Below are 25,413 nucleotides of genomic sequence, written 5' to 3' on the forward strand. Positions count from 1 at the left end.
GAGTTCTGAGGTGGATGAACGGAGTTCTGAGCTTAATGCTTCAAGTTCTAACTCCCCTTTATAGACTCAAAATCTCCAATCTACTCCCAATTACGAATTACCCCCCATGTGCTTTTCTAAAATATTTTCGGCTCTAGGTTTATAAATGAGATGAAATAAGGTTTCCATATAGCGATCTCTGGCTTCATTATTTTCTGGGGCAACAAAGTTCCAAAAAGTAAACATTTTTGCAAGCAGTAGTAATTGATTACTATGTAAATGCCAATTATATCGATTATGAATTCGCTGACTCATCCATTCTGAAACTTCGTGCCAGTATTCAGCATGAGTATCGCATTGGTCAAGAAACTCGATAATTTTATTTGCTGTTTCTTCTAAGTCCGTAGGATTAACATTAAATCGGTTTTCTTGGTTTTCGATAATTTCTAAAGAACCGCCAAATTGAGTAGTAAAACTAGGCAAACCAGAAATCATCGCTTCTAAAAGACTACGACCGAATGATTCATAGCGGGCAAAATGGACATAAATTCCCTGATAATCTGCAAGTATCCGATAGGCTTCGCCGAGTTGACTGCTAGGGATACGCATTCCCACCCAGCGAATCTTGCCAGAGAGATGATATTGATCGATAACCTCGTAGAGTTTTTGAATTTCTTCTGCTTCTTGTCGGTTTATCGCTTCATCTGGATGCAGTTTACTACTTAAGATAATCAGGTTACAACGTTCTTGCAACGCCTGACTTTTACCAAAGCATTCAGCTAAACCAGTGAGATTGTTGATTGAAGTAATGGTATCAACGGCAAAGATTGGTCGCTGATTAGGGCGCTCTAAGTTACCAAAGATTTGGGGATCTTCGCGGCTAAATAGTAAGTCGTGGACTTGTGTCCGAAGCTGAGAATCTCGGTCTTCTTTTTGGCTATAGGGAAAGAAAATATTTTCATTTACTCCCGGCGGCACCAAGTTGAATTTAGGACTAAACAAATCAATCCCATCAACCACATGATACAAGTGCGGCATAGTAAAGCACTTGTATGATTCGTATTGACCTATCGAGTCTGGTGTGCCGACAATTTCTTGATAGGAGGATGTGATGATAAAGTCGGCTGCATTCATGCTAATTAAATCAGCAGTGAATTGGGCTGAAAAGTGGTATTTATCTTCCAAATCTTGCCAATATAAATTACTAAATAGATGTTTAGGCTTTTCTAAAGAATGGGCAATATTGCATTGAGTAACTTTCATCCGGCGAGATAAAAGAGAAGCCACTAAGTTACCGTCGCTGTAGTTGCCAACAATCAGATTAGGTTTACCTGAAAATTGAGTTAATAATTCTCTTTCTGCATCTAGAGCAAATTGTTCTAAATAAGGCCAAATATCAAATTTAGAAATCCAATTATTGGTGATTTCAGGATTGAATTCACCAAAAGGAACGCGCAATATCCAAGCATTTTCAGTATCTTGAACTTTTTCTAAACGCAGATTACAAAATGTCCCTTCACAGTTGGGGATTAGTCGGGTGAGAATAATTACGTGGGGTTTAATACCTACTTGATCTAGTCCAGCAAGTGTTATTTGTTCGCGCAGTTCATTTTCTAAGCTGCGAGCTTGTTCAAGGACGTAGATAACTTGACTGAGTGTTTCATCTCTTCCCAAAACATCTTCTTGTCCAACCCAGCCGTGGATAGAAATGAGGACAACGCGAAAAACGGCAGGGACGCGGGTTACGAATGCTTCTAAAATGCCAGGTTCTGGAGAGTAAATGAGTCGGTCGAGGAGTTCTAGTGTTTCGGAGACTCGCGCCGCAGTGTTACCCCAACCCGGCTCAAAGCCGAGTTCTTGGAAGTCTAAGCGGAATTTTTCATAAGATTCATTAGGCGATCGCTCATTTAGCAAGTTAAGTGCTAGTTTAATTTGTTTGGCTAACTGAATACCGGAGGGAATGCGATCGCTCAACAGCAGACGAACCCCATCGTATTTTAGGCCCTGTAATGCTTTAAACAACATTTCTAGCCAATATTCGGGGTCAGTCAACAATTGATTGCACAAGTAACGGTTAAGGAAGGCGAAACCTTGACCAATATTTCTAGGATCGTCAATTCTTGGGGAATTTTCGTAAAAGGGGTGGAGATCAATTTCGAGGATGTGAGGTTGGTAGCGGTTGACTAAGCGATCTCTTACATCTAGCAGCGCTTGTTGCGTCATCTGCTCGAAGCTATTCAAATCGGCTGTCAATCGCCAAACTTGCTGATTAGCAATCTTCGGTCGAACCACAAACCAGGTATGTTCCTCTTCGATAATTATTTCGTGAGTATACTGTATCAGTTTGCCAACAGAAGAAGAGTAGTAAAAATAGGCTGGCTTTTGGGATTGATGACAGTAATCGGCAAAAGCTTGCAAAATCTCATTTCTTAGAAAATAACGCTTATCTGAAGCACTCAACGCATAAATCAACTGATGTAGAGCAGTTTTTTCATCACCGTTGAAGACAGCTTGAAATAGTTCATACATGATGACGAATTCCAAAACTTTAGCTAGACCACGACCTCATTTTTATCTCAGTCTCCGGTTCGGTGAGGTACATTTCGCATCTAATAGTAGGTAACTATGAAGAAAACTTACGTCTAGCTCTGGGATGAAACACTGCGAGGACTTCAAATCAATCTATGGGATGAGGGAATTAGGAGCAAGGGACTGGGGACTGGGGACTGGGGACTGGGTGAAAAGTCTTCTTGTGTCTAAGAGGATGTTTTAAAAGTCCTCTGGTCGGTAGCAAAACGTTTTAGATCCCCCTGAATCCACGCCACTTGCTTCACTTGGGGAGACCCCAAGACCGCAGTGGCTCCCCGATAAATTGGGGGACTTTGATTCTTCCCCCTTTTTTAAGGGGGGTTAGGGGGGATCAACAAGTGCCTAAAATTACAGCCAACCACTTTTAAAACATCCTCTAAGTTTCATCATCTGTTGATGTCCTAACCACTTTGGCTTTTGCTTTACCAGCATAAAGAATTCCGTTCGTTGTAAACCATGTTAAGAATGTACAACATAGGGAAACCGAGAAATTAAATTGTGGTGGGATTATTTTAAGATCGGGCTGAAGTAATTAGCAGATAAACATTATGGCAGAAATTCAATTGGCGATTGAGGGTGAAGATGCGATCGCAGCAACAGAGGCGTTTTTAGAAATTCCTGGTATATCGGGTAACTATAGGGTTAATTCTGATGTAGCCGAAAGAGAGGCAGTGGTAGCCACAGTTGCTACTATCATTGGTATTGTTGGGGGAGGCATTGCCATTGCTGAACAAATCCGCAAGTGGTATCAAGAGTATCAAGCTAAACAGTCTGGTAAAAGAATTGAAAAGGTGTTGATTGTCGGGCGCAATGGCAGAAGATTGCTTTTAAAGGATGCAACCCTAGAAGAAATTCGCCAAATTTTAGAATCGTAGAGACGCGATGAATCACGTCTTTGGAATTAGCGGTGGTAAATTTGGGGTAAGTACTGAAGTTTCAGGATTCAGAACGTGCAAACGCTCCACCTTCACCTCAAGCCAGTTAATGAAAATTACATAGAGCTACGTTACTTTATTGATAATCCAAATAAGTATGAAAAGCGATCGCTTCCTCTGTCAGAAATCACCGACTTGATTCAGTTGGCGGAGCGAGATTATTACGTTGCAGATTTACCAGAGGATTATACGGTAACTGGGCGGCGATTGTATGACTGGTTGGATGGGAGCGATCGCTGGCTGCAAGGCTTGCTAGATAAGTATAGGCATGAGGGGATTGTGTTAGGGATTGCAGCCGCAGAAAAACTCGCCCATTTGCCTTGGGAAGTACTGCACGATGGCGTTAATTTTTTGGTGCAGCGAGTCCCGGCGATTGTCCCGGTGCGCTGGGTGTCAGATAGCACGGTAAAAAAATTAACTATTGACGGGGAAACAGAAAACCGGGCGCTGCAAGTTTTGTTTATGGCTACTTCGCCCCTGGATGTCAAACCTGTGCTGGATTTTGAGGGAGAGGAAGCACGAATTTTGGAGGCGACAAAGCGACAACCTTTAGCGTTGACGGTGGAAGAAAGCGGCTGTTTATTGGAGTTGGGTTATTTAGTCGATGGTTACGACAGGGATTATTTTGATGTTTTACACCTGACGGGTCATGCTACTTTCCAAGATGGACAACCGCGCTTCATTACAGAAACGGAAATCGGTGAAGCTTTCTATGCCAGTGCTTCTGATATCGCCCAAGAATTACAATTTCGACTGCCTAAACTGATTTTCCTCTCTGGTTGTCGCACTGGGCAAGCTGGCAATTCGGGTTCTGTGCCGTCAATGGCTGAAGAATTGCTGAAATCGGGTGCAAAAGCGGTTTTGGGTTGGGGTCAAAAGGTTTTAGATCCTGATGCAACAGCCGCAGCTGCTGCATTGTATGAGGAATTGTCTGCGGGGAAGCAAATCACCGAAGCTCTTGCTTGTACTGATCAAACATTAATTAAGAACAAAGCGCGGGATTGGCATTTATTGCGGCTGTATGCAGCAGGTAATTTACCAAGTTCTTTAGTTACACCCTTGCGGACTCGTGGACGGAAACCAGCACCACCGCTTTCTGTTTCTACCCAGTTTTTAGATCCTGCGGGTAAGGTGAAAGTCCCGACGCGGGAAAGTTTTATTGGTCGTCGCCGCCAATTGCAAAATTGTTTGCGGGTGCTGAGTCAAACCTTTCTATCCCACCCTTACCAAGCGGGGGATACAGAGGGGGTAGGGGTGTTGATTCATGGGATGGGCGGTTTGGGTAAAAGTAGTTTAGCAGCTAGGCTGTGCGACAGATTGCCGAATTTTGAGCGTGTTGTTTGGGTGGGACACATTGATGAAGCGAGTTTAGTCAGTCGTTTGGCAGAAAAGTTGGATGACAACGAACAACGCAAAAGCCTACAAAATGACGATGAAGAGTTGAGATTTCGGCTGAGGCGAGTTTTCTGTCAGTTGCATGAGGAAGCAAAGCCGTTTTTGTTGGTGCTGGATGACTTTGAAGGAAATTTGGAACCCCGCAATGAGAGTTATGTGCTGCAACCAGAAGCAGCAGAGGTAATGAAAGCTTTAGTTTGGGCAATTAGAGAAAATTCCACTTCCCACCGCATCATCATTACCTGCCGTTACGATTTTGAATTTACCCAGTTGCAGTATTTCCACAAGCAGCCGTTGGATGCACTGCAAGGCACAGATTTGCAAAAAAAGTGCGATCGCCTCACAGCTTTTAGTGCTAAATCTCAGGTGAATGAAGCGTTAAAATCCCAAGCGCAGAAGTTGGCTGATGGTAATCCCCGCTTGCTGGAATGGTTGGATAAGATTCTGCAAAATACAACTGTTGATGTGGCGGCAATTTTGAACCGGTTAGCAGCAGATCAGGTGGAGTTGCGAGAGCAAGTTTTGGCAGAGGCGCTGCTGCAACAGATGGATTCAACCATGCGAGAGATGTTGTCACGGGGTTTGGTGTTTGAGTTACCAGTACCGAGGGCAGCTTTAGCCGCAGTTTGTGACACGATCGCTAAATTGGAAGATTATATTAGTCGGGCAGTGGCGTTGGGGCTGTTGGAAGTGAGCCATGATGAGGCGTTACGAGTGCCGCGCATTTTACCTGTGCAGTTGGAAAATGGGGAAGCTTTGTATAAGCAAGCGGCTGAGGTGTTGTATCGTCTTTGGTGGGAGACAAACATTGCAACTGAGGAACAATGCTTAGAAATTCATCGGCTTGCGTTGCAAGGGAAGGTAGACAAAATTGCTGTGGAAGTTGTTATAGCTTTGACAGCTAGATGGCATAACGTTAGCCGATTTCGGGAAGCTGTTGAAATTTGTTGTGTAACTTTAAAAATTTGTGAAAATTATCATATTCTCCATAATTTAGCTATGTCGGAGCGAGAACTGGGTTTAATTAAGCAAGCATTAAAACACTCTCAAAAAGTTCTTGCTGTTTGTCCTTCAGAAGACAAAATACAGAAAGCTGCAACGTTGCACCAACTAGGGACGCTCAAAGTTAGTAGTGGAGAAATAGAACAAGCGATCATTCTTTACGAACAATCCCTTGCTATCAAAGAAGAAATCGGCGATGTCTATGGTAAGGCGGCGACGTTGAACAACTTGGGGATACTCAAAGTCAGTAGTGGAGAAATAGAACAGGCAATCGCCCTTTTTGAACAATCCCTTGCTATTAAAGAAGAAATCGGCGATGTCTATGGTAAGGGAACGACGTTGAACAACTTGGGTCATATCAAAGCCAGTAGTGGAGAAATAGAACAGGCAATCGCCCTTTTTGAACAATCCCTTGCTCTTACAGAAAAAGTTGGCAATGTCCAAGGCAAGGCAACGACATTAAATAACTTGGGACATCTAAAAGCCATTAGAGGACAAATAGAACAGGCAATCGCCTTTTTTGAACAATCCTTTACTCTTAGTGAACAAATCGGCGATATCCAAGGCATGGCAGGGGCGTTGCATAACTTGGGACATATCAAAGCCAACAAAGGGGAAATGGACGAAGCGATTGCCCTTTTTGAACAATCCCTTGCTATTAAAGAAGAAATCAGCGATCTCCAAGCGACAGCAATGACGTTACAAAGCTTGGGACAAATCAAAGCCAATAGAGGGGAAATAGAAGAAGCGATCGCCCTTTATCAACAATCCCTCGCTATCGATGAACAAATCGGCGATGTCCAAGGTCAGGCGGCGATGTTGCACGAAATAGGGAGACTCAAAGCCAATAGCGGAGAAATAGAAGAAGCGATCGCCCTTTATCAACAATCCCTCGCTATCACTGAACAAATCGGCAATGTCCAAGGCAAGGCGGCGACGTTGCACCAATTGGGAATACTCAAAGCCAATAGCGGAGAAATCGAAGAAGCGATCGCCCTTTATCAACAATCCCTCGCTCTCAATGAACAAATCGGTAATGTCCAAGGTCAGGCTATGACTTTGTGGTGGTTAGCGGGGATGGCAGAAGAACAGGGCAGTTACAATCAAGCACTAGATTATTTGCAGCCAGCCTTGGAGATATTACAGCGTATCCAATCTCCTGATGCTGACGGAGTTAGGCAAATGGTAGTGAGAGTACAAGACTTAATTCGTAATTCGTAGTTCGTAGTTCGTAGTTCGTAATTAAGAAAGTCAGAATTTAATTTGGCTTTTCAGGTTGGTAGCGATCGCCTATTTTGCGTCAAGCTGATTTATCCACGAGTCTTTGAACTCCATTAATGAGCCTTTGATACTCATTAAAGAGGTTCTGAACTCCATTAATGAACCTTTGAGCTTCATTAAAGAGTCTTTGAACTTCATTAATGAGTCTTTGATACTCATTAAAGAGGTTCTGAGCTTCATTAATGAGTCTTTGATACTCATTAAAGAGGTTCTGAGCTTCATTAATGAACCTTTGAGCTTCATTAAAGAGGCTTTTAACTCCATTAATGAGTCTTTGATAAGTAGGTAGGCGTAATTAAATATAAGAGCAAACCTCACCCTCAATCCCTCTCCTTAGTAAGGCGTGTACACACAAGTCAAATTACCCCCCTTAGAAAGGCTACGGTGTACACACACACCTCAGTACACAAAATTGTTGGAGATCCCCCTAAATCCCCCTTAAAAAGGGGGACTTTAAGAGACTTTTGCCCCCCTTTTTAAGGGGGGTTGGGGGGATCAAAAGCCTATGAGGCCACTCTCAAAGACTTGTGTATACACCGTGCCGGGGGTGCTGCCTCAAGACTTTAATTACTAATCACTTTTATTTATCAGTTTGAAAAACAAGAGTATTTGCTCTTATTTGGTTGCAAGCCATAATATTGACTTCATCAGCTCCCAAGGTACCTTGCTGAGAAAAAAATCACCAATTTGATTGGTACGCATACTTTACTGCCGTAGGCATCCCCTCTAAAAACTGGGGAACTGGCTGATGACTAGCGAACCTCGATCGGTTGTCGTTAGGTAAAACAGTCACAAAATCTTTCAAACTGTCCTCACAGCGACAAGCAGAGAAGGACTAGGACAAACAGCATTTAATTATCGAGAGTAACAATTATGACTTGGTTAATTAGTACATTAATTATTGGGATATCTGCTGCTTTTGCAACCACCTTTGACGACAATTTATATTTGACAGCTTTCTTCGGAAAAGTCAATCGCAGTTTTCGTCCTAAGCATATTGTTATCGGTGAATTTCTTGGATTCACTACGTTAATTCTTGCTAGTCTTCCTGGTTTCTTCGGCGGTCTTCTGATTCCCACCACCTGGATTGGATTACTAGGTTTTCTTCCTGTCGCCATTGGTATCAGTAATCTCATCAGCCGAGAAGACGAAGCAGAGACAGTGCAAGCTGTGTCAGTTGACTTAACCTCTCCTGTCAAATCTGAACGCCAAAAAAAATCACTATTGGCAACCATCCGCGATCCTCAAACCTATCGCGTTTCTGCTGTCACCGTTGCCAATGGAGGAAACAACATTGGAATCTATGTACCGTTGTTTGCTAGTAGCAATCTTCCAAGTTTGGGTGTAATTCTGTGTGTTTGCTATTTTACTGTTGGGGTATGGTGCTTACTCTCTTACAACCTGACTCGTAACCCTCTGATGACTCCCGTTTTAACTCGCTACGGTCGAAAAGTCTTCCCCTTTGTCTTAATTTACCTGGGACTCTCCATTTTAATTAAAAGTGAATCATATCGACTCTTACCTAGTCTGGCAATGTTTTCTAATTAGGCATTAAGTGATGTCTACGAAGAGCTATGACGCTCTCTGCGAGACGCTGTTCGCGTTCGCTATCGGTGTCGCAGATGAGTGCTATTCCCTGATATAACCAAAAAATCACGCGATCGTTTCCCATCCACAAAGATATTTCAATCACTTGAATTTATCAATTACAATCAAAAAAACATTTGATGTTATCAATCTTTTTATCTAAAGTGAGAATAAAGCAGATTATTGATGGCTCCTATAAAATCAAACCCACTACTACAGAATAATCACAGGAAGGAACTAATGAATCAATCAAATTCTAAAAAATTAACTCGGTGGCTCGTAACAGCAGTATTTCTGGTACTTGTAGCAGGATTTTCTCTCTTTGACCAGCCCAGCGTTAGAGCTTTAACACTAACACCATCTCTACCTACGGGGTCTAAAGTAGCTCCAGCAATATCTCCAGTTAAATCACCCATGCAGACTGTAACTTACCCGGTAACACCTCAAGTTACATCGCCAATGAAGGCTGTAACTTACCCGGTAATACCTCCAGTTACATCGCCAATGGAGCCTGTAACTTCCTCGCTAACACCTCCAGTTGTATCGCCAGTAGTGTCTGTAGCGGCAAATGTTAGACACTTATTACAAACCAATGAATGTGTCGGATGTAACCTAACTGGAGCAATGCTCAAGGATGCAAACCTGCAAGCGGCAAACTTAGAGAATGCGAACTTACAAAATGCAGACTTAGAAAGAGCTAACTTACAGCAAACAAACTTACAAGGGGCAAACTTTCAAGGAGCAGATTTAGGTAAGGTAAACCTTTTGGGAGCAAACCTTTTGGGAGCAAACCTATTTGATGCTGACCTAGAAAAAGCCAACTTGCTGGGAGCAAACCTGCAAATGGCTAACCTTCAGGGCGCAGACTTGGAAAAAACAAATCTCACAAATGCAAACATCCAGGGGATTAACCTGATGGGGGTTGATTTGGAAGATGCTATCAGACCGGAAGGATTCACTATTCGGTGATTAAACTGAAGTTTTCTGTACAAATTTAATAACAAACTTCAAAAGCCTGATTCAGTAATGAATACAGGCTTTTATTTTTAAAGGTTTGCACCCATATAATTGTCGGAGTTTGCGATCGCCATAATAGTAGATAAAGGCACGTCAGCAAAATACTGTTGCTGGAATTGTTCTTCGCGGACAGCAGCTAAAAACTTTGTCACTGCTTCATCGGCAAGATTTTCTGTGCGATCGCTCGGATGCCAAGCAAATTGTAAATCATTGTCTTGTCGTTTGACTGTGAACCCTAAAAATTTTAAAGCTTTGATTCCTACAAGTAAGGTTTGGTCGCTAATGCCAATTTTCTCTAAAAGTTGGACGCGGGTAACTAGTTGATTTGTGCGACTGAGATATTTGGCAATTCCGACAAGAGTCAGCCAGATTTGATTAGGTGGTTGGTGATTGGGTTTAGACCAAGCGATCGCTAATTGTTGCTGATTGTCAAGCGTAGACGCAAAGCGGCTTGTCATTAGACATCGCCGCAACCATAAGCGTAAATTATCCCAACTCGTGGGACAATCTTTGAGAGTCAATGCTGTTAGCGAGGCGTTTAGCCCGTCTTGAGTTGCCGACTCTGGGTATTTCTGATTTCGTAAGTCTAAGATAAGTGGTGTTAGCGATAGCGGGGCGTTTAGCCCATTTCGAGTGTTAAGTGCTGAGTCAACACTAGGACGCACGGCAATTAATCTGATTTCATAACGTTTTTTGAAGGTGTTGTAGTCTAATTCGGCTATGCAATCACACCTTCCTATGGGTAATTCATCTTTGTAGTGTCCCCACCACAAGCCCGGAAAAGCACTTCTGCCGGAATCATCCCGAATGTCAAACTCGGTTTTAATGTACTGTACCTTTTTCCCTTGCCAATCCTGCTGATTGCGATGCCAAGCATTTTCAAACCAACAATTTTGAATTAGCAATTTCGGAACAGGATTACCCATTCCACAAGGTTCTAGTACTTTCAATTCCAAAAATAACTCTTTCCCCAAGTCTGCAACTGTTACCGTCAAGTCTGCTTGCACGGTTGGCGTTAAGGTTGTGCTACCCAAAGATTGGCGCAACTGCTGATTAATCGCAGCTGTAAATAAAGGAATATTCTCCACCAACAAACTCAAACCTGCTGCAAAGGGATGTCCACCAAAGCGATGTAACAAATGGGCTTGGTCTTTTACCAGTTGGTATAAATCGACAGAATTCACCGAACGGGCGGAACCACGCGCTAATGGGAGTGCTGTTATCAGTGGCGGAGCGTTTAGCCCGTGCTGAGTGCTGTTAGCGATAGCAGGGCGTTTAGCCCGTGCTGAGTTAGAAGAAATTTCTCCCCCAGCTCCCCCAGCTCCCTCTGCTCCCCTGCTCCCCTGCTCCCCCAATCCTTCTGTACTCAACAAAATAGTCGGGCGGCCTGTTTCTTGTGCCACCTGTCCAGCAACTAAGCCCAACACACCCGCAGGCCATTGGGCATCTTCTAGGACTATGACGCTGGTGGTTGATAAATCTAATTGAATAAGTTTTTGTGTTACTTGCGCTTGCACATCTTTTTGCAAAGACTTGCGCCTGGTGTTTGCAAGTTCTGTAACTTCGGCTAATTCGTGACAACGTTTGACATCTCGACTGGTTAATAATTCAACGCAAAAACTGGCATCACCTTGAATGCGGCTGACAGCGTTGATTCTTGGCCCCAAACCAAAGGAAATATCTGTGGGGCGATCGCCACTTTTCTGGCACAATTCTAATAATCGCCCCACCCCCGGACGGCGACGCGCTGCTGGCGGCTGTTGAAAATCTGCTTGCAGTCGTTGAATTCCCAATTGTGCTAAATAACGACAATCTCCGCTTAACTGCACTAAGTCGGCAATTAATCCTACTGCTACTAAATCTAATAAATCTTCTAAGGGATATTTTGCAATATTAGGCAGAGTTTGATATAGTGCTTCGACTAATTTATAAGCTACCGCTACCCCAGAAAGATTAAATAGCTGATGTTCCCTTGAAAAATAGCGGGGATTGATAATTGCTGTGACGGGTGGGCGTTCGGTAGGTAAAGTATGATGGTCTGTAACTATTACATCTATGCCTAGCTGTTTGGCGTAGATAATTTCCTCAACGTTCGTGCTGCCAGTATCGCAAGTAACAATTAATTTGCAACCTTGCTTTGCTAAATTATCAATCCCTTGATTATTGAGTCCGTGAGATTCTTTCAGCCGATTGGGAATATAGTAAATTAACTGAGTATTTTGTTTAAAAAATTGCCCTAATCCATCCCAAAGCACAGATGTGGCGGTAATCCCATCAGCATCAAAGTCTCCCCAGATGGCAATTTTTTCTTTGGTATTATATGCTTGTTGCAATCGTGCGATCGCTAAGTGCATTTCTTGCCCAAACTCAAAGGGACTCGCTGGTTGATAAGCTTTATAGTTGATAAAAGCTGTTAACTGTTGATTATCTTTAATTCCCCGTTTCCACAATAATTGTGCCGCATACATTCCACTTGATAGGGGTGTATGCTGTTTCACCGCTTGGATGAACCACTCAGGGGGTTGTTCGGTTGCTGTTATAGTCCACTGTTGTTCTGACATTGCTAAAATAATTCGCTTTTAATTAAAATGCTTTCAAATGCTTTAGATTTACGAAAAGGACTTTATATTACCTTTTAACTTTCCATGAGATCCAAGAATAAAAAATCCGGCGGATAAAATTAAAGTGAGACTTCTTGAATGTTGTCAAAATTTGGCAATGAGTCTTTCGCTGCTTCTTCAGGAACTTGTGTGCGATCGCGATCGCACCTTTTAGCAAACTGACAATAATCGCAAGTTTTGCTACCCTCCACAACTTGAGGAAACTGCTGGTTATTTTGGTAATCTTCCAGCCAATTAGTTAACTGATTTAACAGTTGATTAAGTTTTTTTGCTATTTGTGTGTGTTGAGCAGTATTGTAATTAAATTTAATATTTTGCGGTTTGCCCTCCGATTGGACGAACCAGTAAGTCATGGAAATATTTTCTGGCAAATAGTCGCTAGTTTCTGCCAAAACATACAGATAAAGCCGTGTTTGCCAGTTTGATTCTAACTTGCGTTTATTGGGTGGTTTCGGATAAGTTTTCCAGTCGAGAATTTGCGCTTGTTGGTTATCAGCAATCAATAAATCATAGACAACCGTCAGCAAATAATCCTGAACTTGCAGAGTGCGATAGTGTTCACTCTCACGGAAAGTTTGATTATCAGATGCAGCCGTTAAAATTTCTGGGGCTGCATCGGCAAAAGCTAGCATCCAGCTTTGCAGTCTAGCATCCGCTTGCAGAAAACTATCAATTGGCAAACCCATTTCTCGCTGCTGCATTAGTAAGTGAAAACGACTACCCAAAGTTTGCCGTTCTTCTTGTTCGGGATTTGAGGGCGAATTGAGTTTTTCGAGATAGGTATGTTGAAATTTACGGGGACAAACTTCTAGTAAGTTGAGTTGTCCTTGAGAGAGTCGCAGTAGTTGAGTCGGAGTTAACAGCATTCTTCTATTTTAGAAGTTAAAAGGGCCGTTAGAAACCGCGTCTACACAGATCGGCAGCGAAGACCAAACTTGTAAAATTATGGGATATCTACATGGACAAGTGTCTCAAAACCTTGCATGGGAATAATTGGGTCAGGTCGGTTGCATTTAGTCCCGATGGTCAAACCCTAATTTGTAGTAGCCAAGGTTCAGACAATTAAACTTTGGAATGTGACAATAGGCGATCGCTTAAAAACTCTCAGAGCCGATAGACCCTATGAAGGAATGAATATTTTTAGGATTACTGGCTTAACATCGGCACAGATAGATACTCTTAAAGCCTTGGGAGCCGTAGAACAACCGAAAAATAAAATAAAAATAAAAGGTAAAAGAATGAATTTTGCCTTTTCCTCCATCCTTTTACCTTTTTTATGTACCTGATGCTTATTTCATGTTAGCCCTTGCGTCCTTAACTGCGGCAAAGAAAAATAATCCGGTGAGTGGAATGCTCAATGCGAGGATAATCGCCGTGACTTGGAAACCCAAATCTGGTTGTCCGTAACTGAGTTCAAAAATCGAACCGACAGCTGCGATCGCACTTACACAAGAACCACCCAGAAATAAACTGCTTTTTGGAGTTAAATACACTACTACCCCCCTATGCTATTGGTTTCACCGCTTGATACGAGAAGCCATTCTTAGATAGCTCCTGGGCTAAAGTCAAGGAGTTTTCTACACGGTCTACAAATACCACACCGTTAAGATGATCCATCTCGTGCTGAATACAGCGTCCCAGCAAGTCATTAGCCTTTAATGTCCGAGGACGGCCATACTCGTCCTTATAGGCAATTTCCACGACTTCGGGGCGCTTTACGTCTAGATATACGTTAGGGATACTCAAGCATCCTTCTTGGGCAACAGAGATTTCGCGGCTTACTTGTTTAATGGTGGGGTTAATCAACACCAAAGGCAGATTAGCTGCATTTTCTGGTTCTAGGTCGATGACAATTAGTTGTTTGTGAATTCCGACTTGGGGGGCAGCCAAACCAATGCCATCTTTGCTGTACATAGTTTGCAGCATTTCGCGCACCATCTGGCGAAGTTCGTTATCTACTTTAGAAATCCGTTTTGCAGTTTGACGCAACACGCGATCGCCTAAATAATGAAGCTCCAAAGGTGGATTTTTTAACTTTTTTTTCTCTACAGCAATTTCAGAAGGCATGAGTCTCAATGGCTAGTGGTGAAAATTCGTACTATTTTTATTCTATCAATTTAGGGAGTGGGGAATTGGGAATTGGGAATTGGGCATTATGAATTACGAATTACGTTAGCGAAGCGGGGCGTAGCCCATTACGAATTATGTTGAAGTCTTTAACCAAACTAGACTATCTGCTTAAAGAAACTTTCCTCGGTTTATTGCGGGGAGGTTGGATGAATTGGGCAGCTGTAAGTACTGTGACGGTGTTACTGTTTTTATTTGGTTTGAGCTTACAAACCTCTTGGCAAGTTGAAAAACTCCTCTATCAGTTTGGTAGCCAGCTAGAAGTATCAGTTTATCTGGAACCGGATACGCGGGTCGAAAACATTGAGCCACTGATCGCCAAAATGCCAGAGGTTGCGTCAATACAAAGCGTTACCAAAGAACAGGCTTGGACTAAATTAGTTAAGGAAATGAGAATTTCTGATATTGAGGGCGCTACCCAGCAGCTAGGTGAGAATCCTTTGGTTGATGAGATGAAGGTGAAAGCGCGTAATTCTCAAGTTGTACCAACTTTAGCAACGCAACTGGCTAAGTTGCCAGGAGTTGAAACCGTGGAGTATATCGATGAAGCAGTTAAACGCATTGCCCAGTTGCACCGGGGATTGAACTGGATTACTTTAACAATTACGATTATTCTGACCTTAACAGCGATCGCAGTGACTACAACCACAATTCGGCTGATTGTCATGGCACGACGACAGGAAATTGAAATTATGCAACTGGTGGGAGCAACCTCAGCTTGGATTTACCTGCCGTTTATTTTACAAGGAATTGCTTTTGGTTTAGTTGGTGGTGCGATCGCTTGGAGTTTCATTTCTGTGATTCAACAGTTTCTCGGTAAGCTACTAGCCAATCAACCTGAGTTTATCCAAGTTATCACCAACGGAGTACAACTCACTCCAGCCCAAATTTTACTATTACCCTTGATTCTCTTAAGTTTCGGTGCAGCTGTAGGATTAATGGGAAGCTTATTTGCTGTCAGATGTTTTGCTAAAGGATAGTCTTTGGTTATTTGTCCTTTGAACTTGGAGTTTTCAAAATTTTAAAATAACAACTGAAGTTTTGGATTGAACGAATATGAAATTAAACCTACAGGCTAATAAAATGACCAATGACCAATGACAAAGGAAAAAATAGTTATGAAATCGCAATGGGAATGTTTTCTGCAAAATCTCGGTGTATGGGAAGGTTCATTTACCAATTTTTCTCCCCAAGGTGCGCTTCTAAACGATACTTCTAGCCGTCTTTCGCTGGAGAGTTTGAACAATAACCAGACAGTCCGCCTAACTCTAAGTCGTTCGAGAAAGGATGATTTAATCAGAGAATTTAGTTCTGTAGGAGGAGGTCTGCTATTTTTTGAAAATGGTTCATTTTCTGAAGGTTTAATTCAGCTAGGGCCATTTTCCGAATTTGGTGGAGAACTCGCTTTTGTTCATGAAAATCGCCGCTTACGTTTGGTGCAACTGTTTGATAAAAACGGTCATCTCAATGGACTAACTCTGATTCGAGAACATCTAGCTGGAACTCCAGCAGCACAACGTCCACCCTTACAGATAAATGATTTATTGGGAGAATGGCGAGGACAAGCAGTGACAATCTATCGAGATTTGCGTTCACCTGATATTTACTCTACAACTCTGAAAATACAACTTGATGATACTGGGCGATTAATTCAAAGTACCTCTTTTGGGGAACGTACAATTACCTCAACTGCTACCATCAAAGGTTCTATCGTTCTCTTTGACCAAGATCCAGAAAAGCAGGTACAAGTATTATTGTTACCTGATGGCGCTTCTGCAACTTCTCCCCTCAAGGTACAGTTACGTCAACCCTTATTCTTAGAAGCGGGTTGGTTAATCCAAGCAAACCTGCGCCAGAGGATGATTCGCAGCTATAACGAGAAAGGCGAATGGGTTAGTTTGACATTAGTTACTGAAGAAAAATTGTAAATAACTTTTATAGACCTCTTGCAAAAGTCCCTAACACCCTACACTCCCCACACCTCCCACACTATGAGTAAAAAATCGGGGTTGAGGGGTGGGGGTTCTGTATTTTTGATGCAAGAGGTCTTATATGCCTCCAGCAAGAACTGTCTCCTTCAAGAAATGTTCTTAGGTAGTTGCACAGTAAACAAAGTACCCTTGCCTAGTTCAGAGGCGACATGGATAGTTCCTGCGTGCCCTTCTACAATCCTCTGGGATAGATGTAGTCCTAAACCACTACCTGAGCGTTTATGTTTACCTTGGCGAAATCGCTCGAAAATTGTTGCCCGATCTTCGGGCGCAATCCCATATCCTGTATCTTGTACCTCAATCGTTACCGAATCTTGATTTCCTGAATGAGGTGATGTTTCAAAAATGCGGATTGTTATGCCTCCCGTATCTGTAAATTTGATGGCATTTGCGATCAAATTATTTAGCACTCGCCGTAATTCCAAGCGATCGCCCATAATAACAGCAGCATTATTACCGAGTGACTCTATTTTACTAGTGTCTATTGTTAAAGTTAAACCTTTTTCATTAGTTAGAGGACTTAGTTCGCCGACTACTTCTTGAGATATCTCACGTAAATTGCATTCCTCCCAATTCAACGTTTTTTTACCTGCTTCAAAGCGATAGACTTCTAACAGAGTGTTTACCATTTCCATCAAATTTTGGTTACTGCGAATCATAACTGCGATCGCTTCTTTCATTTCCGGCGAAATTTTGCAGAATATTTCCATCTCAAACAAATTCAACATGCGGTCGGCGGCGACTAGAGGAGTTCGCAAATCATGAGTCAGACGGGAAACAAAGTCTTCTCGTTGGCGGCTCATTTTTTGTTGTTCGTCTAGACTCTGCTTGAGACGTAAGAGCGATCGCACCCTTGCCAGTAGTTCATCAGTATCAAATGGTTTGCGAATAAAATCATCAGCACCAGCATCTAAACCTTCGACAACGCTGGATTCGTGAAAGGCAGTAATCAGCAGAATTGGAATATAAGAGAGTGCGGGGTTCTGCCGAATCCGACGGGTAACTTCATAACCATCTATCCCCGGCATCATCACATCTAACAGAATTAGATCGGGTGGAGATTGTTCAACTTGCCGCAAAGCTTTTATTCCATCTGAAGCCAAATCAATTTCATACCCCTCACTTTCTAAAATTGTTTGAACCAAAATAAGATTATCTCGAATGTCGTCAACTGCGAGGATACGATAAATTTTATTATTTTCAATTACAGACATAATTAATTAACTTTTATTCTTTTCTGGAAGTAATTTATATTTTAAATTTAGGATATCCTATTGGTGCTTCCCTGGCTTCAGAAGATGACTGATGAGAATTTTTAGGAGAGTAAAAATTTCCCTCATCATCTAACGGTGAATTTTGGCAATTGGCGGCTACATTCGTTAATGTGATTTGACGCGGTAATTCAATTTTAAATTTTGAACCTATGCCCACTTTGCTCTCAAGAAAAATTTTGCCGCCCATCATTCGTACCAGTGAATCTACAATTGCTAAACCCAGTCCTGTACCTTGATATTTGCGAGTGATAGTTTGATCGACTTGTAGAAATGCTTCAAAAATACGTTTAAAATCTCTGGATGCGATGCCAATCCCTGTATCCCGAACAATAATTGCTACTCTCTTTTCTGGTAGTTCCTTAACCTCAACCCCAATCTCACCAGACTCTGTAAACTTAATGGCGTTGGAAAGCAGATTAATTAAAATTTGTTTTATCCGCACAGGGTCGTTAAATACCGAAGGATTTTGCAAATCGTTTTGCACTAACAATGAAATATTTTTGGCATCAGCTAGCGAACGCATTTCACCTACAGCCTGATTTACGATCTTTGATACATCAAATATTTCCGCCTTCAAGTCTAATCGTCCTACCTCCAGCTTGGAAAAGTCGAGAACTTCATTGAGTAGCATTAGTAAATGCTTCCCATTATTCAAAACGCGCTCAACCATATCTGCTTGCTGATGAGTTAGTTTACCAAACTTAGGACGCAACAGGATTTGCGAAAAACCAATAATTGCGTTCATCGGCGTTCTGAGTTCGTGAGACATCGTTGCCAAAAAATGTGATTTTAACTGCGATATCTCCAATAGCTTGAAGTTTTGCATTTGAATATGTTGCTGTTGTCTCTCCAATTCCTGGTTCTTACGAATGAGTTCCTTTTTTGCCAAAGTTGCTTGCATTTCAGCGCGAGAAATCCGAATCGCACTCCTCAAAACCTGTGCCAAGTTTTCTGTGGATATCCTAGACTTAGAAAGATAGTCTGTAGCACCAGCTTTGATTAATTCCACAGTAATTTGTTCATCTTCTTGACCAGCTAAAACTACTAAAGGAACTTGAATTTCCGAATAACGTAGCTGTTGAATCAAGGTTAGTCCATCCTCGAGTGGTAAGCGAGAATCGAGGAAAACACAATTATAAGTAGTAGTGCTTAAGGCAGAAAATGCATCATTGCTATCACTAACTTCAGACAGTTCCATTTGAACACCTGCTTCAGTCAGAGCGCTACGGACTGCCACCCTGTCTACTTCGTCATCATCTATAACCAAAATTTTCAGCGTCTCTTCCATCGGTTTTTATTTTTGCAGCCAGACAGATATTGATATATATCATTTACCTTTTAAGATTATCCAACTAAAGAATATAAGATTTTCGGATATTTAAAATCTGTAACTTGATTAACAAAGGCATTTTGCACAATATCCAATACTTTTGGGTGCTGCTATTGTCTTAACGAAAAGGTTAAAGGCTTCAAGACATATCCAGCTAAATTTTAGTTTCCAGCTTTCACTCACTATTGAACTTGATTTGAGACAGTCATCACAACTACAGGAGTTGCTCTCAATTGCGGCTCAGAACTTAATTTTTGGGGAAATTCGATACCGCCCGTCTTTGGCATCTTCAAATCTTTTTGCAAAATCAAGTGTTGCTCCACGGTAACTTTCGGAGGCTGTCTGCGATTACCGCACAATATATATAAAGGGTGAACCGGGTTAATAATATTAACTTTTTTGAATGTCTGCTTGACATTTATCACATCAACTTGTTTATCCTCCCTTAGTAGGATGTTAATCACTCTTTTGAGCATTTCCTTGAGTTAAATTCAGTCTGTTGTATCCTCAATCTGGTTAAGTTACCAGAGGATTGAAATTAAACTCCTCGCAAACGACTAATGGCTTCAAAAAATTAGCAATTAACAAACCAAAAACTTTTGCTCTGAAGACAACGGATAGAACCGATTAAAGTAAAATAAAATACTTTACTCAGCTTAATACAATTGTAAATGAGTGAGGTAGCGACCGTCGTCACCCATTGGTGAGAGTTGCAGACCATTATCGTGTACCATAAGCTTGAGCAGTTTTAACCATTAGATTGGTTAGATTAAGATAAAATTGCTTTGTGAATTTGTAAGTAATGCTACCTCCTTGAGTTTCGATAATTTTCTGAGCGATCGCGAAACCTGTGTTATTCTTTTGGCGATCGCGGTCTCGCATTGTTCGGAAAATTACCAAGACCTTCATCAAATTTGAATGCCGTCTGATTCCCTTGTATAAGGTAAGGATGCCCATCAGCGCCATCAAGCCGATGAATTTAAAGGATTGTTTAAAAACCCCTCGAAACTTTGTTCATCTTTTTGTAGGTAAGCTTTGACCCGTTGTAAATTGTCCATTTTCCTCAGCTTTTGCAAAACTTTATAGAAGATGATAGCAATTAACTAATAAAACATGGTAACTGAAGGCTGAATTTTGAAAAAGGGGGGATAAGTTTGGCATTCGTCTCAATATTTCATACTTTTTATCCAAGTATCTATATATCTTCAGCTAGATATGTCTTCTATCTAAATATTCAAAAATAGGAAATTTATTATTTCTACCGATGGATGCAGACTGGTTCAGTTATCATCTATCTTGAGTTTGGGAAAATAATAGATAGCAACTTACAAAAGGTAATATTTTGAAAGATGCAAACAGCGTCAGAGCGAGTGTAGCGATGAATGAAATTAGCATTATTTTAATTGAAGATCATGACTTAACGCGAATGGGGCTACGAGCTGCATTGCAGTCTCATAGTGCTTTGAAAGTAATTGGCGAAGCAGCAAATGCTACTCAAGGGTTAAAACTTTTGGAAACGGCAAAGCCAGATGTAGCTGTTGTAGACATCGGTTTACCTGATATGGATGGCATTGAACTAACCCGTAAATTCAAACGCCAGCAAGCTGAAAGCGGGCAAACCTCAACAAAGATTCTGATCCTGACGATGGATCATACAGAGGATGCTGTACTTGCAGCTTTCGCGGCGGGTGCTGATTCTTATTACATGAAAGAAACAAGCATCAGTAAATTAACGGAAGCGATTCAAGCAACTCACGGCGGTAACTCTTGGATCGATCCGGCAATTGCCAATGTGGTATTGCGGAAGATGCGGCAAGGTATTCCTGGAGAAAGCCAAGGTTCTGACAAGCCGAAGACTGTAAAAATTGAGGCGCTGGCATCAGAATACGAGCAAGTTTTGGAAACATATCCCCTAACTCAACGGGAATTGGAAATTCTAGAGTTGATTGTAGCTGGATGTAGCAATGGTCAAATTGCCGAGAAACTCTATATTACAGTTGGTACTGTCAAGACCCATGTTCGTAATATTCTAAATAAATTATGTGCTGATGACCGTACCCAAGCTGCTGTGAGGGCCTTACGTTCTGGGTTGGTAGCATGAGGAATGCTGATTATAGATTGGGGAGATGAAGGAGATTGACTACTAAATAGCCCTTCAACTCAATCGTTCTTGCAAGCAATCAGCAATCCTTCGTGCTGCTCCCGATTTTCCCATGCGTCGCCCACCATTTTCGGCAATAATCTGCAAAATATCAGGATCTTTGAATAGAGACTGTACAATTTTAGCGACTTCTGTTGGCTGCTCAATTAAAATTAAAGATGAGCCTAAAAGACGACTTTGAGCTTCAGCAAAGGCGGGATTATATTGTGGGCCGTTACCGGGAAAAGCGATCGCAGGTTTCCCCAAACCGATAAACTGTTCTGTGGCTGTACCTGCCATTGCGATCGCCAAATCTCCCAAATGCAAGCAATCGTTATAAGCTTTTTGGGTCAGTAAAAGATATGCATTTCTTTGCTTAAATGTCAAGATGTTTGGATCGGAAAGTTTGATTGGACATGCTGATTGAATTTGCCAGCCTTGGGATTGCACGCTTTGGGATAAAATATTAGAGTCTAAACCAGGAGCGATCGCACCTAAAAATACTACTGTGCTAGAAGTATAAAAGATTGACCCTCGCTCTTGGAAACTCGCCATCAACGCAGATACGGCAATCATAATTATTTCCCAGTTAGTATATGCCTCTGGCGGACGGGAACCAGGCAGAAGAGTCACTACGAAAGGTCGGACTCTTTCTTGCTGTTGGGCATTCTCGCTATAAAATTGTTGGCGTGAAAACGTCGGTTCCAGACCATCCATCATCGGATTACCCAAATTACAAGCGGGAATTGGCCATTGTTTTAATGTTTCGGTCGTCAGTGCATCTCTAGGGAATACCGCCTGACAACGGCGACGACTCATCAACCAACGTTCCCAAGGATGGTAAACTGAACCAGAAAAGTTTTCCCAACGCGCGTCTTTAGATTTACGTGGCAACAATCCAGCTTCATCCCGCACATAATATTCAGATTTTGCTGTACCCACAAAAGCATAATTAGCGCCACTAAGAGTTGCAAATAACAGGGGAACAATATCTCCCACAGCTAAAATCGCTCTTTTATAACCTAATTTTTTTTGAGAACTCACCCATCGGCGGATAGATTTTATCTGGCTGAGAGTAAGTTGAAATAAACCACCGCGGACATCCCGCGCTAATTGGCGGCCATCCATATAAATAAAGCCGCCAGAAGGCATAGTCAGTACTGAACCGATAAAGGGGATATCTAACTGTTCATAAGCACGTCCTTCACCCACCAGAGGTAAAGCAAATATCTCTGGTGGGTTTGATTGTCGTTGGAGTTCTTGCAAAATCCGAACTGCAATCATATCTTCTCCATGACCATTACTTAATACAAGTAACCGTAAAGGAGAAGTTGGAGTTTGGGAGTTAGAAGCTAAAGATAAGCGGGATGCATTATTCATAGAAACAAAATATCAAAATTAACTGTCTGTTTGGGTAAGAGGTATAAAGGAAAATCGGCGAAGAAGCTGGAAGTTAGTATTATCGCTATTTCTTTACTTTTCTACAACTAACAGCAAATTCGGAAAGGATGTATTGTTTAAAATTCTTAAGACCTGCTTTTTAGTCAAGTCTTTAAATCTAAAATCTAAAATCCAAAATTGATATAACTCCCAGTTAATTAGGTTAAATATTATGCGAGTTTCTGCTACTGCAATTTTTACTTTAGCTACTTTAGCTGCTGCCAATGTCACTCAGCAAGCAACGGCTGCATCGACTAAAACTGTTACTCCAACGGCAAAAGCTGGTAACTTGGTAGTGCCAATAATTGAAGACACTCCCACACGCATAGAGACAATTGCTTCCCCAGAAACTATAGTTGCACAACAATTTTCTCAAAATCCCATCGCAGTAAAAACAGGTGGAAGCAAAAATTCCCCAGTAATCTTAAACTCAGCAGTCATCCTCCCTATTTCCCCCACCTCCCCTACAGCCAAGCCAACTCTCAAGCCGCTTGCTGAAAACAAAGTAGACAAGGCAAATTCTTCCGTACCACTCCCTTTTTCTCCCACTCCCTCTGCATCTCCCAAAACCCCTGCTACTGAAAACACTTTAGTAGTTACAGCTATAGATGTCCAGGTAGTGGGAGCAAATCAAGAATTGCAGGATATCATTCGTAAAGTCATTAAAACCCAGGCTGGTGGAGAAACCAGTCAAAGCCAACTACAAAAAGATGTAGCGGCAATTTTGGATACAGGTTTATTTAGCAATGTCAGTGTGAATAGCTTTAGCACACAGGCTGGATTAAATGTAGTTTATCAAGTGCAACCGGTGATTGTGCGATCGCTGCAATTATCTGGTGCTAAAGTCCTCACTTACCAAGTAGCCCAACAACAGTTGCAATCTCAAATCGGAACCACTATCAGTCCGGTTAGACTCCAGCAAGCAGTAGCACAAATTAACAAATGGTACGCCGACAATGGTTATAACTTAGCACGAGTCCTATCAATTAAACCCAGTTCTCAAGGCATTCTCACTGTGAATGTTGCTGAAGGCTTGGTGAGTGAGATCAAATTTCGTTTTGTCAACGACGAGGGTAAAACCGTTGATAGCAAGGGTAATCCAGTTGGGGGACGTACCAAACCAGATTTTCTGCAACAGCAACTCAAACTAAAACCTGGTCAAATTTTCCAAGAAAATGTAGTTAAACAAGATATCCAACAGTTATATCAGACTGGTTTATTTGAAACTGTGAATGTCGCCTTAGAAGGAGATGCGACAAAACTTGATTTAGTCTATCAACTTAAAGAAACTGGGGCGCGTGGTGTTAACTTGGGCGGGAGTTATAATGCCGACCAGGGTTTGATAGGTACAATCAGCTATCAAGATCAGAATGTCGGCGGTATTAATGATACTTTAGGCTTGAATGTTGGTGTAAGTAGCCGAGACTTGCAGTTTAATAGCAAATTTGTCAGCCCCTATCGGACAACAAACCCCGATCGCTTGGGGTACACTATAAATGGTTTTCGGAATCGGGAACTTTCGGAAACCTTTGATGACAGGATTAAGCTAGCTAACGGCGACACAGTGCGGGAAGGTAAAATTGGTGGAAGTGTCAGCTTACAGCGACCAATCGACGACTGGAATACCTCATTAGGATTAAACTATACTCGAACTAGTATTCGCGATCGCCAAGGTAATATTACCCCAACGGACGTTCAGGGCAATCCCCTCTCCGCAAGTGGAACTGGTATTGATGACCTAACTACCGTATCCTTCACCGCCACCAAAGACAAACGAGATAATCCCCTCAACCCAACTCAAGGTTCCGTTTTGAGTTTGAGTACAGAACAATCTATACCCATTGGTCAAGGGAATATTTCCCTAAATCGTCTCAAAGCCAATTACAGCCAATATTTACCAGTCCAATTATTTAACACCAAACAGCCACAAGTATTTGCAGTGAATCTGCAAGCTGGTACCGTCCTTGGAAATTTACCACCCTACGAAAGCTTTAACTTAGGTGGTTCCAATTCAGTGCGCGGTTACGATTCAGGCGATGTGGGAAGTGGTCGCAGTTATGTATTAGCTTCCGCAGAATATCGTTTTCCCGTCTTACCAATCGTCGGGGGTGTATTATTTGCCGACTTTGCTTCTGACTTAGGCTCAGGTGATACTGTATTAGGAGATCCTGCGGGTGTACGAGGCAAACCAGGGTATGGTTTTGGTTATGGGGCTGGAGTGCGCTTAAATTCACCATTAGGCTTAATTCGGGCTGATTATGGCATTAATGACCAGGGAGAAAGCAAAGTGCATTTAGGCATAGGTCAGCGATTTTAACCGGATTTATCAGAAAAACTGAAAAAAGAACAGTCAAAACTATCCGTTCGCTTAATTTCTGCACTAACGTTGAAACTATGTCTAATAGGATGTTTTAAAAGTGGTTGGCTGTAATTTTAGGCACTTTTTGATCCCCCCCAACCCACCTAAAAAAGGTGGGGAAAAGTCTCTAAATTGTACCCGCTCAATTAATTGCTTTACTGACTGTGCGATCGCGTTGTCTGAGGCAATTGTCAATTGCATTAAATAGATTGGTTATTAATTATTAAAGATTACTAAATTGGTGTTCTCAAGCCAAATCACGGAATTGCTCGTTGCCTAAAGCCGTACTTCCTCGCCAATATCGTCCAGGTGGAAGACAGCTTAAGCCTGTTTCCTACTTCAAGAT

The 25,413-nt window shown here is 41.9% G+C and carries 20 protein-coding genes; 9 read left to right on the top strand and 11 right to left on the bottom strand.

Features of this window, described 5'->3' with window-relative positions:
* Positions 1–90 precede the first annotated feature (90 nt).
* Positions 91–2,508: a sucrose synthase gene (locus tag V7K42_RS26295; protein ID WP_334920298.1), complete on the bottom strand. Its 2,418-nt coding sequence runs from the start codon at positions 2,506–2,508 to the stop codon at positions 91–93.
* A 608-nt stretch (positions 2,509–3,116) separates the two neighbouring features.
* Here V7K42_RS26295 and V7K42_RS26300 point away from each other — a divergent pair.
* The 3 genes from V7K42_RS26300 to V7K42_RS26310 all read left to right on the top strand — a co-directional run bounded on the left by V7K42_RS26300 (position 3,117) and on the right by V7K42_RS26310 (position 8,729).
* Positions 3,117–3,443: a hypothetical protein gene (locus tag V7K42_RS26300; RefSeq protein ID WP_334920300.1), complete on the top strand. Its 327-nt coding sequence runs from the start codon at positions 3,117–3,119 to the stop codon at positions 3,441–3,443.
* Between the two features lie 75 nt (positions 3,444–3,518).
* The gene (locus V7K42_RS26305; protein WP_334920301.1) at positions 3,519–7,121 is read left to right on the top strand and encodes a tetratricopeptide repeat protein; all 3,603 of its coding nucleotides are present in this window, start codon (positions 3,519–3,521) and stop codon (positions 7,119–7,121) included.
* Between the two features lie 933 nt (positions 7,122–8,054).
* A complete protein-coding gene (locus V7K42_RS26310; RefSeq protein ID WP_334920303.1) occupies positions 8,055–8,729 on the top strand; it encodes a cadmium resistance transporter in 675 nt (224 codons plus the stop codon).
* Here V7K42_RS26310 and V7K42_RS26315 read toward each other — a convergent pair.
* Positions 8,722–8,874: a hypothetical protein gene (locus V7K42_RS26315; RefSeq protein WP_334920305.1), complete on the bottom strand. Its 153-nt coding sequence runs from the start codon at positions 8,872–8,874 to the stop codon at positions 8,722–8,724. The genes V7K42_RS26310 and V7K42_RS26315 overlap by 8 nt on opposite strands.
* 134 nt (positions 8,875–9,008) lie before the next feature.
* Between V7K42_RS26315 and V7K42_RS26320 the strand changes: the two genes are divergently transcribed.
* Complete coding sequence (locus tag V7K42_RS26320) at positions 9,009–9,737, top strand: pentapeptide repeat-containing protein (protein ID WP_334920307.1); 729 nt, start codon at positions 9,009–9,011, stop codon at positions 9,735–9,737.
* Between the two features lie 77 nt (positions 9,738–9,814).
* Here V7K42_RS26320 and V7K42_RS26325 read toward each other — a convergent pair whose 3' ends face one another.
* Together V7K42_RS26325 and V7K42_RS26330 are read right to left on the bottom strand one after the other, a co-directional pair.
* Positions 9,815–12,346: a single-stranded-DNA-specific exonuclease RecJ gene (locus V7K42_RS26325; RefSeq protein ID WP_334920309.1), complete on the bottom strand. Its 2,532-nt coding sequence runs from the start codon at positions 12,344–12,346 to the stop codon at positions 9,815–9,817.
* A 119-nt stretch (positions 12,347–12,465) separates the two neighbouring features.
* Complete coding sequence (locus V7K42_RS26330; RefSeq protein ID WP_334920311.1) at positions 12,466–13,272, bottom strand: PD-(D/E)XK nuclease family protein; 807 nt, start codon at positions 13,270–13,272, stop codon at positions 12,466–12,468.
* A 92-nt stretch (positions 13,273–13,364) separates the two neighbouring features.
* Here V7K42_RS26330 and V7K42_RS26335 point away from each other — a divergent pair, with 92 nt between their 5' ends.
* Complete coding sequence (locus V7K42_RS26335) at positions 13,365–13,472, top strand: hypothetical protein (protein ID WP_334920313.1); 108 nt, start codon at positions 13,365–13,367, stop codon at positions 13,470–13,472.
* A 223-nt stretch (positions 13,473–13,695) separates the two neighbouring features.
* On the opposite strand, the gene V7K42_RS26340 is transcribed toward V7K42_RS26335, so the two are convergent.
* The gene (locus V7K42_RS26340) at positions 13,696–13,899 is read right to left on the bottom strand and encodes a hypothetical protein (RefSeq protein WP_012410393.1); all 204 of its coding nucleotides are present in this window, start codon (positions 13,897–13,899) and stop codon (positions 13,696–13,698) included.
* A 10-nt stretch (positions 13,900–13,909) separates the two neighbouring features.
* Positions 13,910–14,473, bottom strand: coding sequence for a peptide deformylase (gene def / locus V7K42_RS26345; RefSeq protein WP_094330502.1), 564 nt, complete (start codon positions 14,471–14,473; stop codon positions 13,910–13,912).
* A gap of 137 nt (positions 14,474–14,610) precedes the next feature.
* Between def and V7K42_RS26350 the strand changes: the two genes are divergently transcribed.
* Both V7K42_RS26350 and V7K42_RS26355 read left to right on the top strand, forming a co-directional pair.
* A complete protein-coding gene (locus V7K42_RS26350) occupies positions 14,611–15,513 on the top strand; it encodes a cell division protein FtsX (RefSeq protein WP_334920315.1) in 903 nt (300 codons plus the stop codon).
* 138 nt (positions 15,514–15,651) lie between these two features.
* Positions 15,652–16,461 carry a DUF3598 family protein gene (locus V7K42_RS26355; RefSeq protein ID WP_334920317.1) on the top strand — a complete coding sequence of 270 codons (810 nt, stop codon included), beginning with the start codon at positions 15,652–15,654 and terminating at the stop codon, positions 16,459–16,461.
* A 149-nt stretch (positions 16,462–16,610) separates the two neighbouring features.
* Here the strand turns inward: V7K42_RS26355 and V7K42_RS26360 are convergent, their stop codons facing one another.
* The 4 genes from V7K42_RS26360 to V7K42_RS26375 all read right to left on the bottom strand — a co-directional run bounded on the left by V7K42_RS26360 (position 16,611) and on the right by V7K42_RS26375 (position 20,037).
* Positions 16,611–17,738: a hybrid sensor histidine kinase/response regulator gene (locus V7K42_RS26360; RefSeq protein WP_334920319.1), complete on the bottom strand. Its 1,128-nt coding sequence runs from the start codon at positions 17,736–17,738 to the stop codon at positions 16,611–16,613.
* Between the two features lie 34 nt (positions 17,739–17,772).
* A complete protein-coding gene (locus V7K42_RS26365) occupies positions 17,773–19,086 on the bottom strand; it encodes an ATP-binding response regulator (protein ID WP_334920322.1) in 1,314 nt (437 codons plus the stop codon).
* A 224-nt stretch (positions 19,087–19,310) separates the two neighbouring features.
* Positions 19,311–19,592, bottom strand: a complete 282-nt coding sequence (locus tag V7K42_RS26370) for a hypothetical protein (protein WP_334920324.1) — start codon at positions 19,590–19,592, stop codon at positions 19,311–19,313.
* Positions 19,593–19,848: 256 nt separating this feature from the next.
* Positions 19,849–20,037 carry a hypothetical protein gene (locus tag V7K42_RS26375; protein WP_334920326.1) on the bottom strand — a complete coding sequence of 63 codons (189 nt, stop codon included), beginning with the start codon at positions 20,035–20,037 and terminating at the stop codon, positions 19,849–19,851.
* Positions 20,038–20,506: 469 nt separating this feature from the next.
* Between V7K42_RS26375 and V7K42_RS26380 the strand changes: the two genes are divergently transcribed.
* Positions 20,507–21,229, top strand: coding sequence for a response regulator transcription factor (locus V7K42_RS26380; RefSeq protein ID WP_094330507.1), 723 nt, complete (start codon positions 20,507–20,509; stop codon positions 21,227–21,229).
* Positions 21,230–21,283: 54 nt separating this feature from the next.
* Here V7K42_RS26380 and V7K42_RS26385 read toward each other — a convergent pair whose 3' ends face one another.
* Entirely contained in the window at positions 21,284–22,648 is a 1,365-nt protein-coding gene (locus tag V7K42_RS26385) for a lipid-A-disaccharide synthase-related protein (RefSeq protein WP_334920328.1), read from the bottom strand.
* A 232-nt stretch (positions 22,649–22,880) separates the two neighbouring features.
* Here V7K42_RS26385 and V7K42_RS26390 point away from each other — a divergent pair, with 232 nt between their 5' ends.
* A complete protein-coding gene (locus V7K42_RS26390) occupies positions 22,881–25,025 on the top strand; it encodes a BamA/TamA family outer membrane protein (RefSeq protein WP_334920330.1) in 2,145 nt (714 codons plus the stop codon).
* Positions 25,026–25,413 lie beyond the last annotated feature (388 nt).

Origin of the sequence: Nostoc sp. (assembly GCF_036917455.1) — a bacterium.
In the GTDB taxonomy this organism is placed as follows: Bacteria; Cyanobacteriota; Cyanobacteriia; order Cyanobacteriales; family Nostocaceae; genus Nostoc.

What these genes read in the sequence shown, in the direction of transcription:
- V7K42_RS26375 (WP_334920326.1), bottom strand. Translation starts at nt 20,037, where the DNA reads ATGAAGGTCTTGGTAATTTTCCGAACAATGCGAGACCGCGATCGCCAA.
- V7K42_RS26330 (WP_334920311.1), bottom strand. Translation starts at nt 13,272, where the DNA reads ATGCTGTTAACTCCGACTCAACTACTGCGACTCTCTCAAGGACAACTC.
- V7K42_RS26355 (WP_334920317.1), top strand. Translation starts at nt 15,652, where the DNA reads ATGAAATCGCAATGGGAATGTTTTCTGCAAAATCTCGGTGTATGGGAA.
- V7K42_RS26320 (WP_334920307.1), top strand. Translation starts at nt 9,009, where the DNA reads ATGAATCAATCAAATTCTAAAAAATTAACTCGGTGGCTCGTAACAGCA.
- V7K42_RS26325 (WP_334920309.1), bottom strand. Translation starts at nt 12,346, where the DNA reads ATGTCAGAACAACAGTGGACTATAACAGCAACCGAACAACCCCCTGAG.
- V7K42_RS26335 (WP_334920313.1), top strand. Translation starts at nt 13,365, where the DNA reads ATGGACAAGTGTCTCAAAACCTTGCATGGGAATAATTGGGTCAGGTCG.
- def (WP_094330502.1), bottom strand. Translation starts at nt 14,473, where the DNA reads ATGCCTTCTGAAATTGCTGTAGAGAAAAAAAAGTTAAAAAATCCACCT.
- V7K42_RS26385 (WP_334920328.1), bottom strand. Translation starts at nt 22,648, where the DNA reads ATGAATAATGCATCCCGCTTATCTTTAGCTTCTAACTCCCAAACTCCA.
- V7K42_RS26380 (WP_094330507.1), top strand. Translation starts at nt 20,507, where the DNA reads ATGAATGAAATTAGCATTATTTTAATTGAAGATCATGACTTAACGCGA.
- V7K42_RS26360 (WP_334920319.1), bottom strand. Translation starts at nt 17,738, where the DNA reads ATGTCTGTAATTGAAAATAATAAAATTTATCGTATCCTCGCAGTTGAC.
- V7K42_RS26295 (WP_334920298.1), bottom strand. Translation starts at nt 2,508, where the DNA reads ATGTATGAACTATTTCAAGCTGTCTTCAACGGTGATGAAAAAACTGCT.
- V7K42_RS26365 (WP_334920322.1), bottom strand. Translation starts at nt 19,086, where the DNA reads ATGGAAGAGACGCTGAAAATTTTGGTTATAGATGATGACGAAGTAGAC.
- V7K42_RS26300 (WP_334920300.1), top strand. Translation starts at nt 3,117, where the DNA reads ATGGCAGAAATTCAATTGGCGATTGAGGGTGAAGATGCGATCGCAGCA.
- V7K42_RS26350 (WP_334920315.1), top strand. Translation starts at nt 14,611, where the DNA reads ATGTTGAAGTCTTTAACCAAACTAGACTATCTGCTTAAAGAAACTTTC.
- V7K42_RS26310 (WP_334920303.1), top strand. Translation starts at nt 8,055, where the DNA reads ATGACTTGGTTAATTAGTACATTAATTATTGGGATATCTGCTGCTTTT.
- V7K42_RS26390 (WP_334920330.1), top strand. Translation starts at nt 22,881, where the DNA reads ATGCGAGTTTCTGCTACTGCAATTTTTACTTTAGCTACTTTAGCTGCT.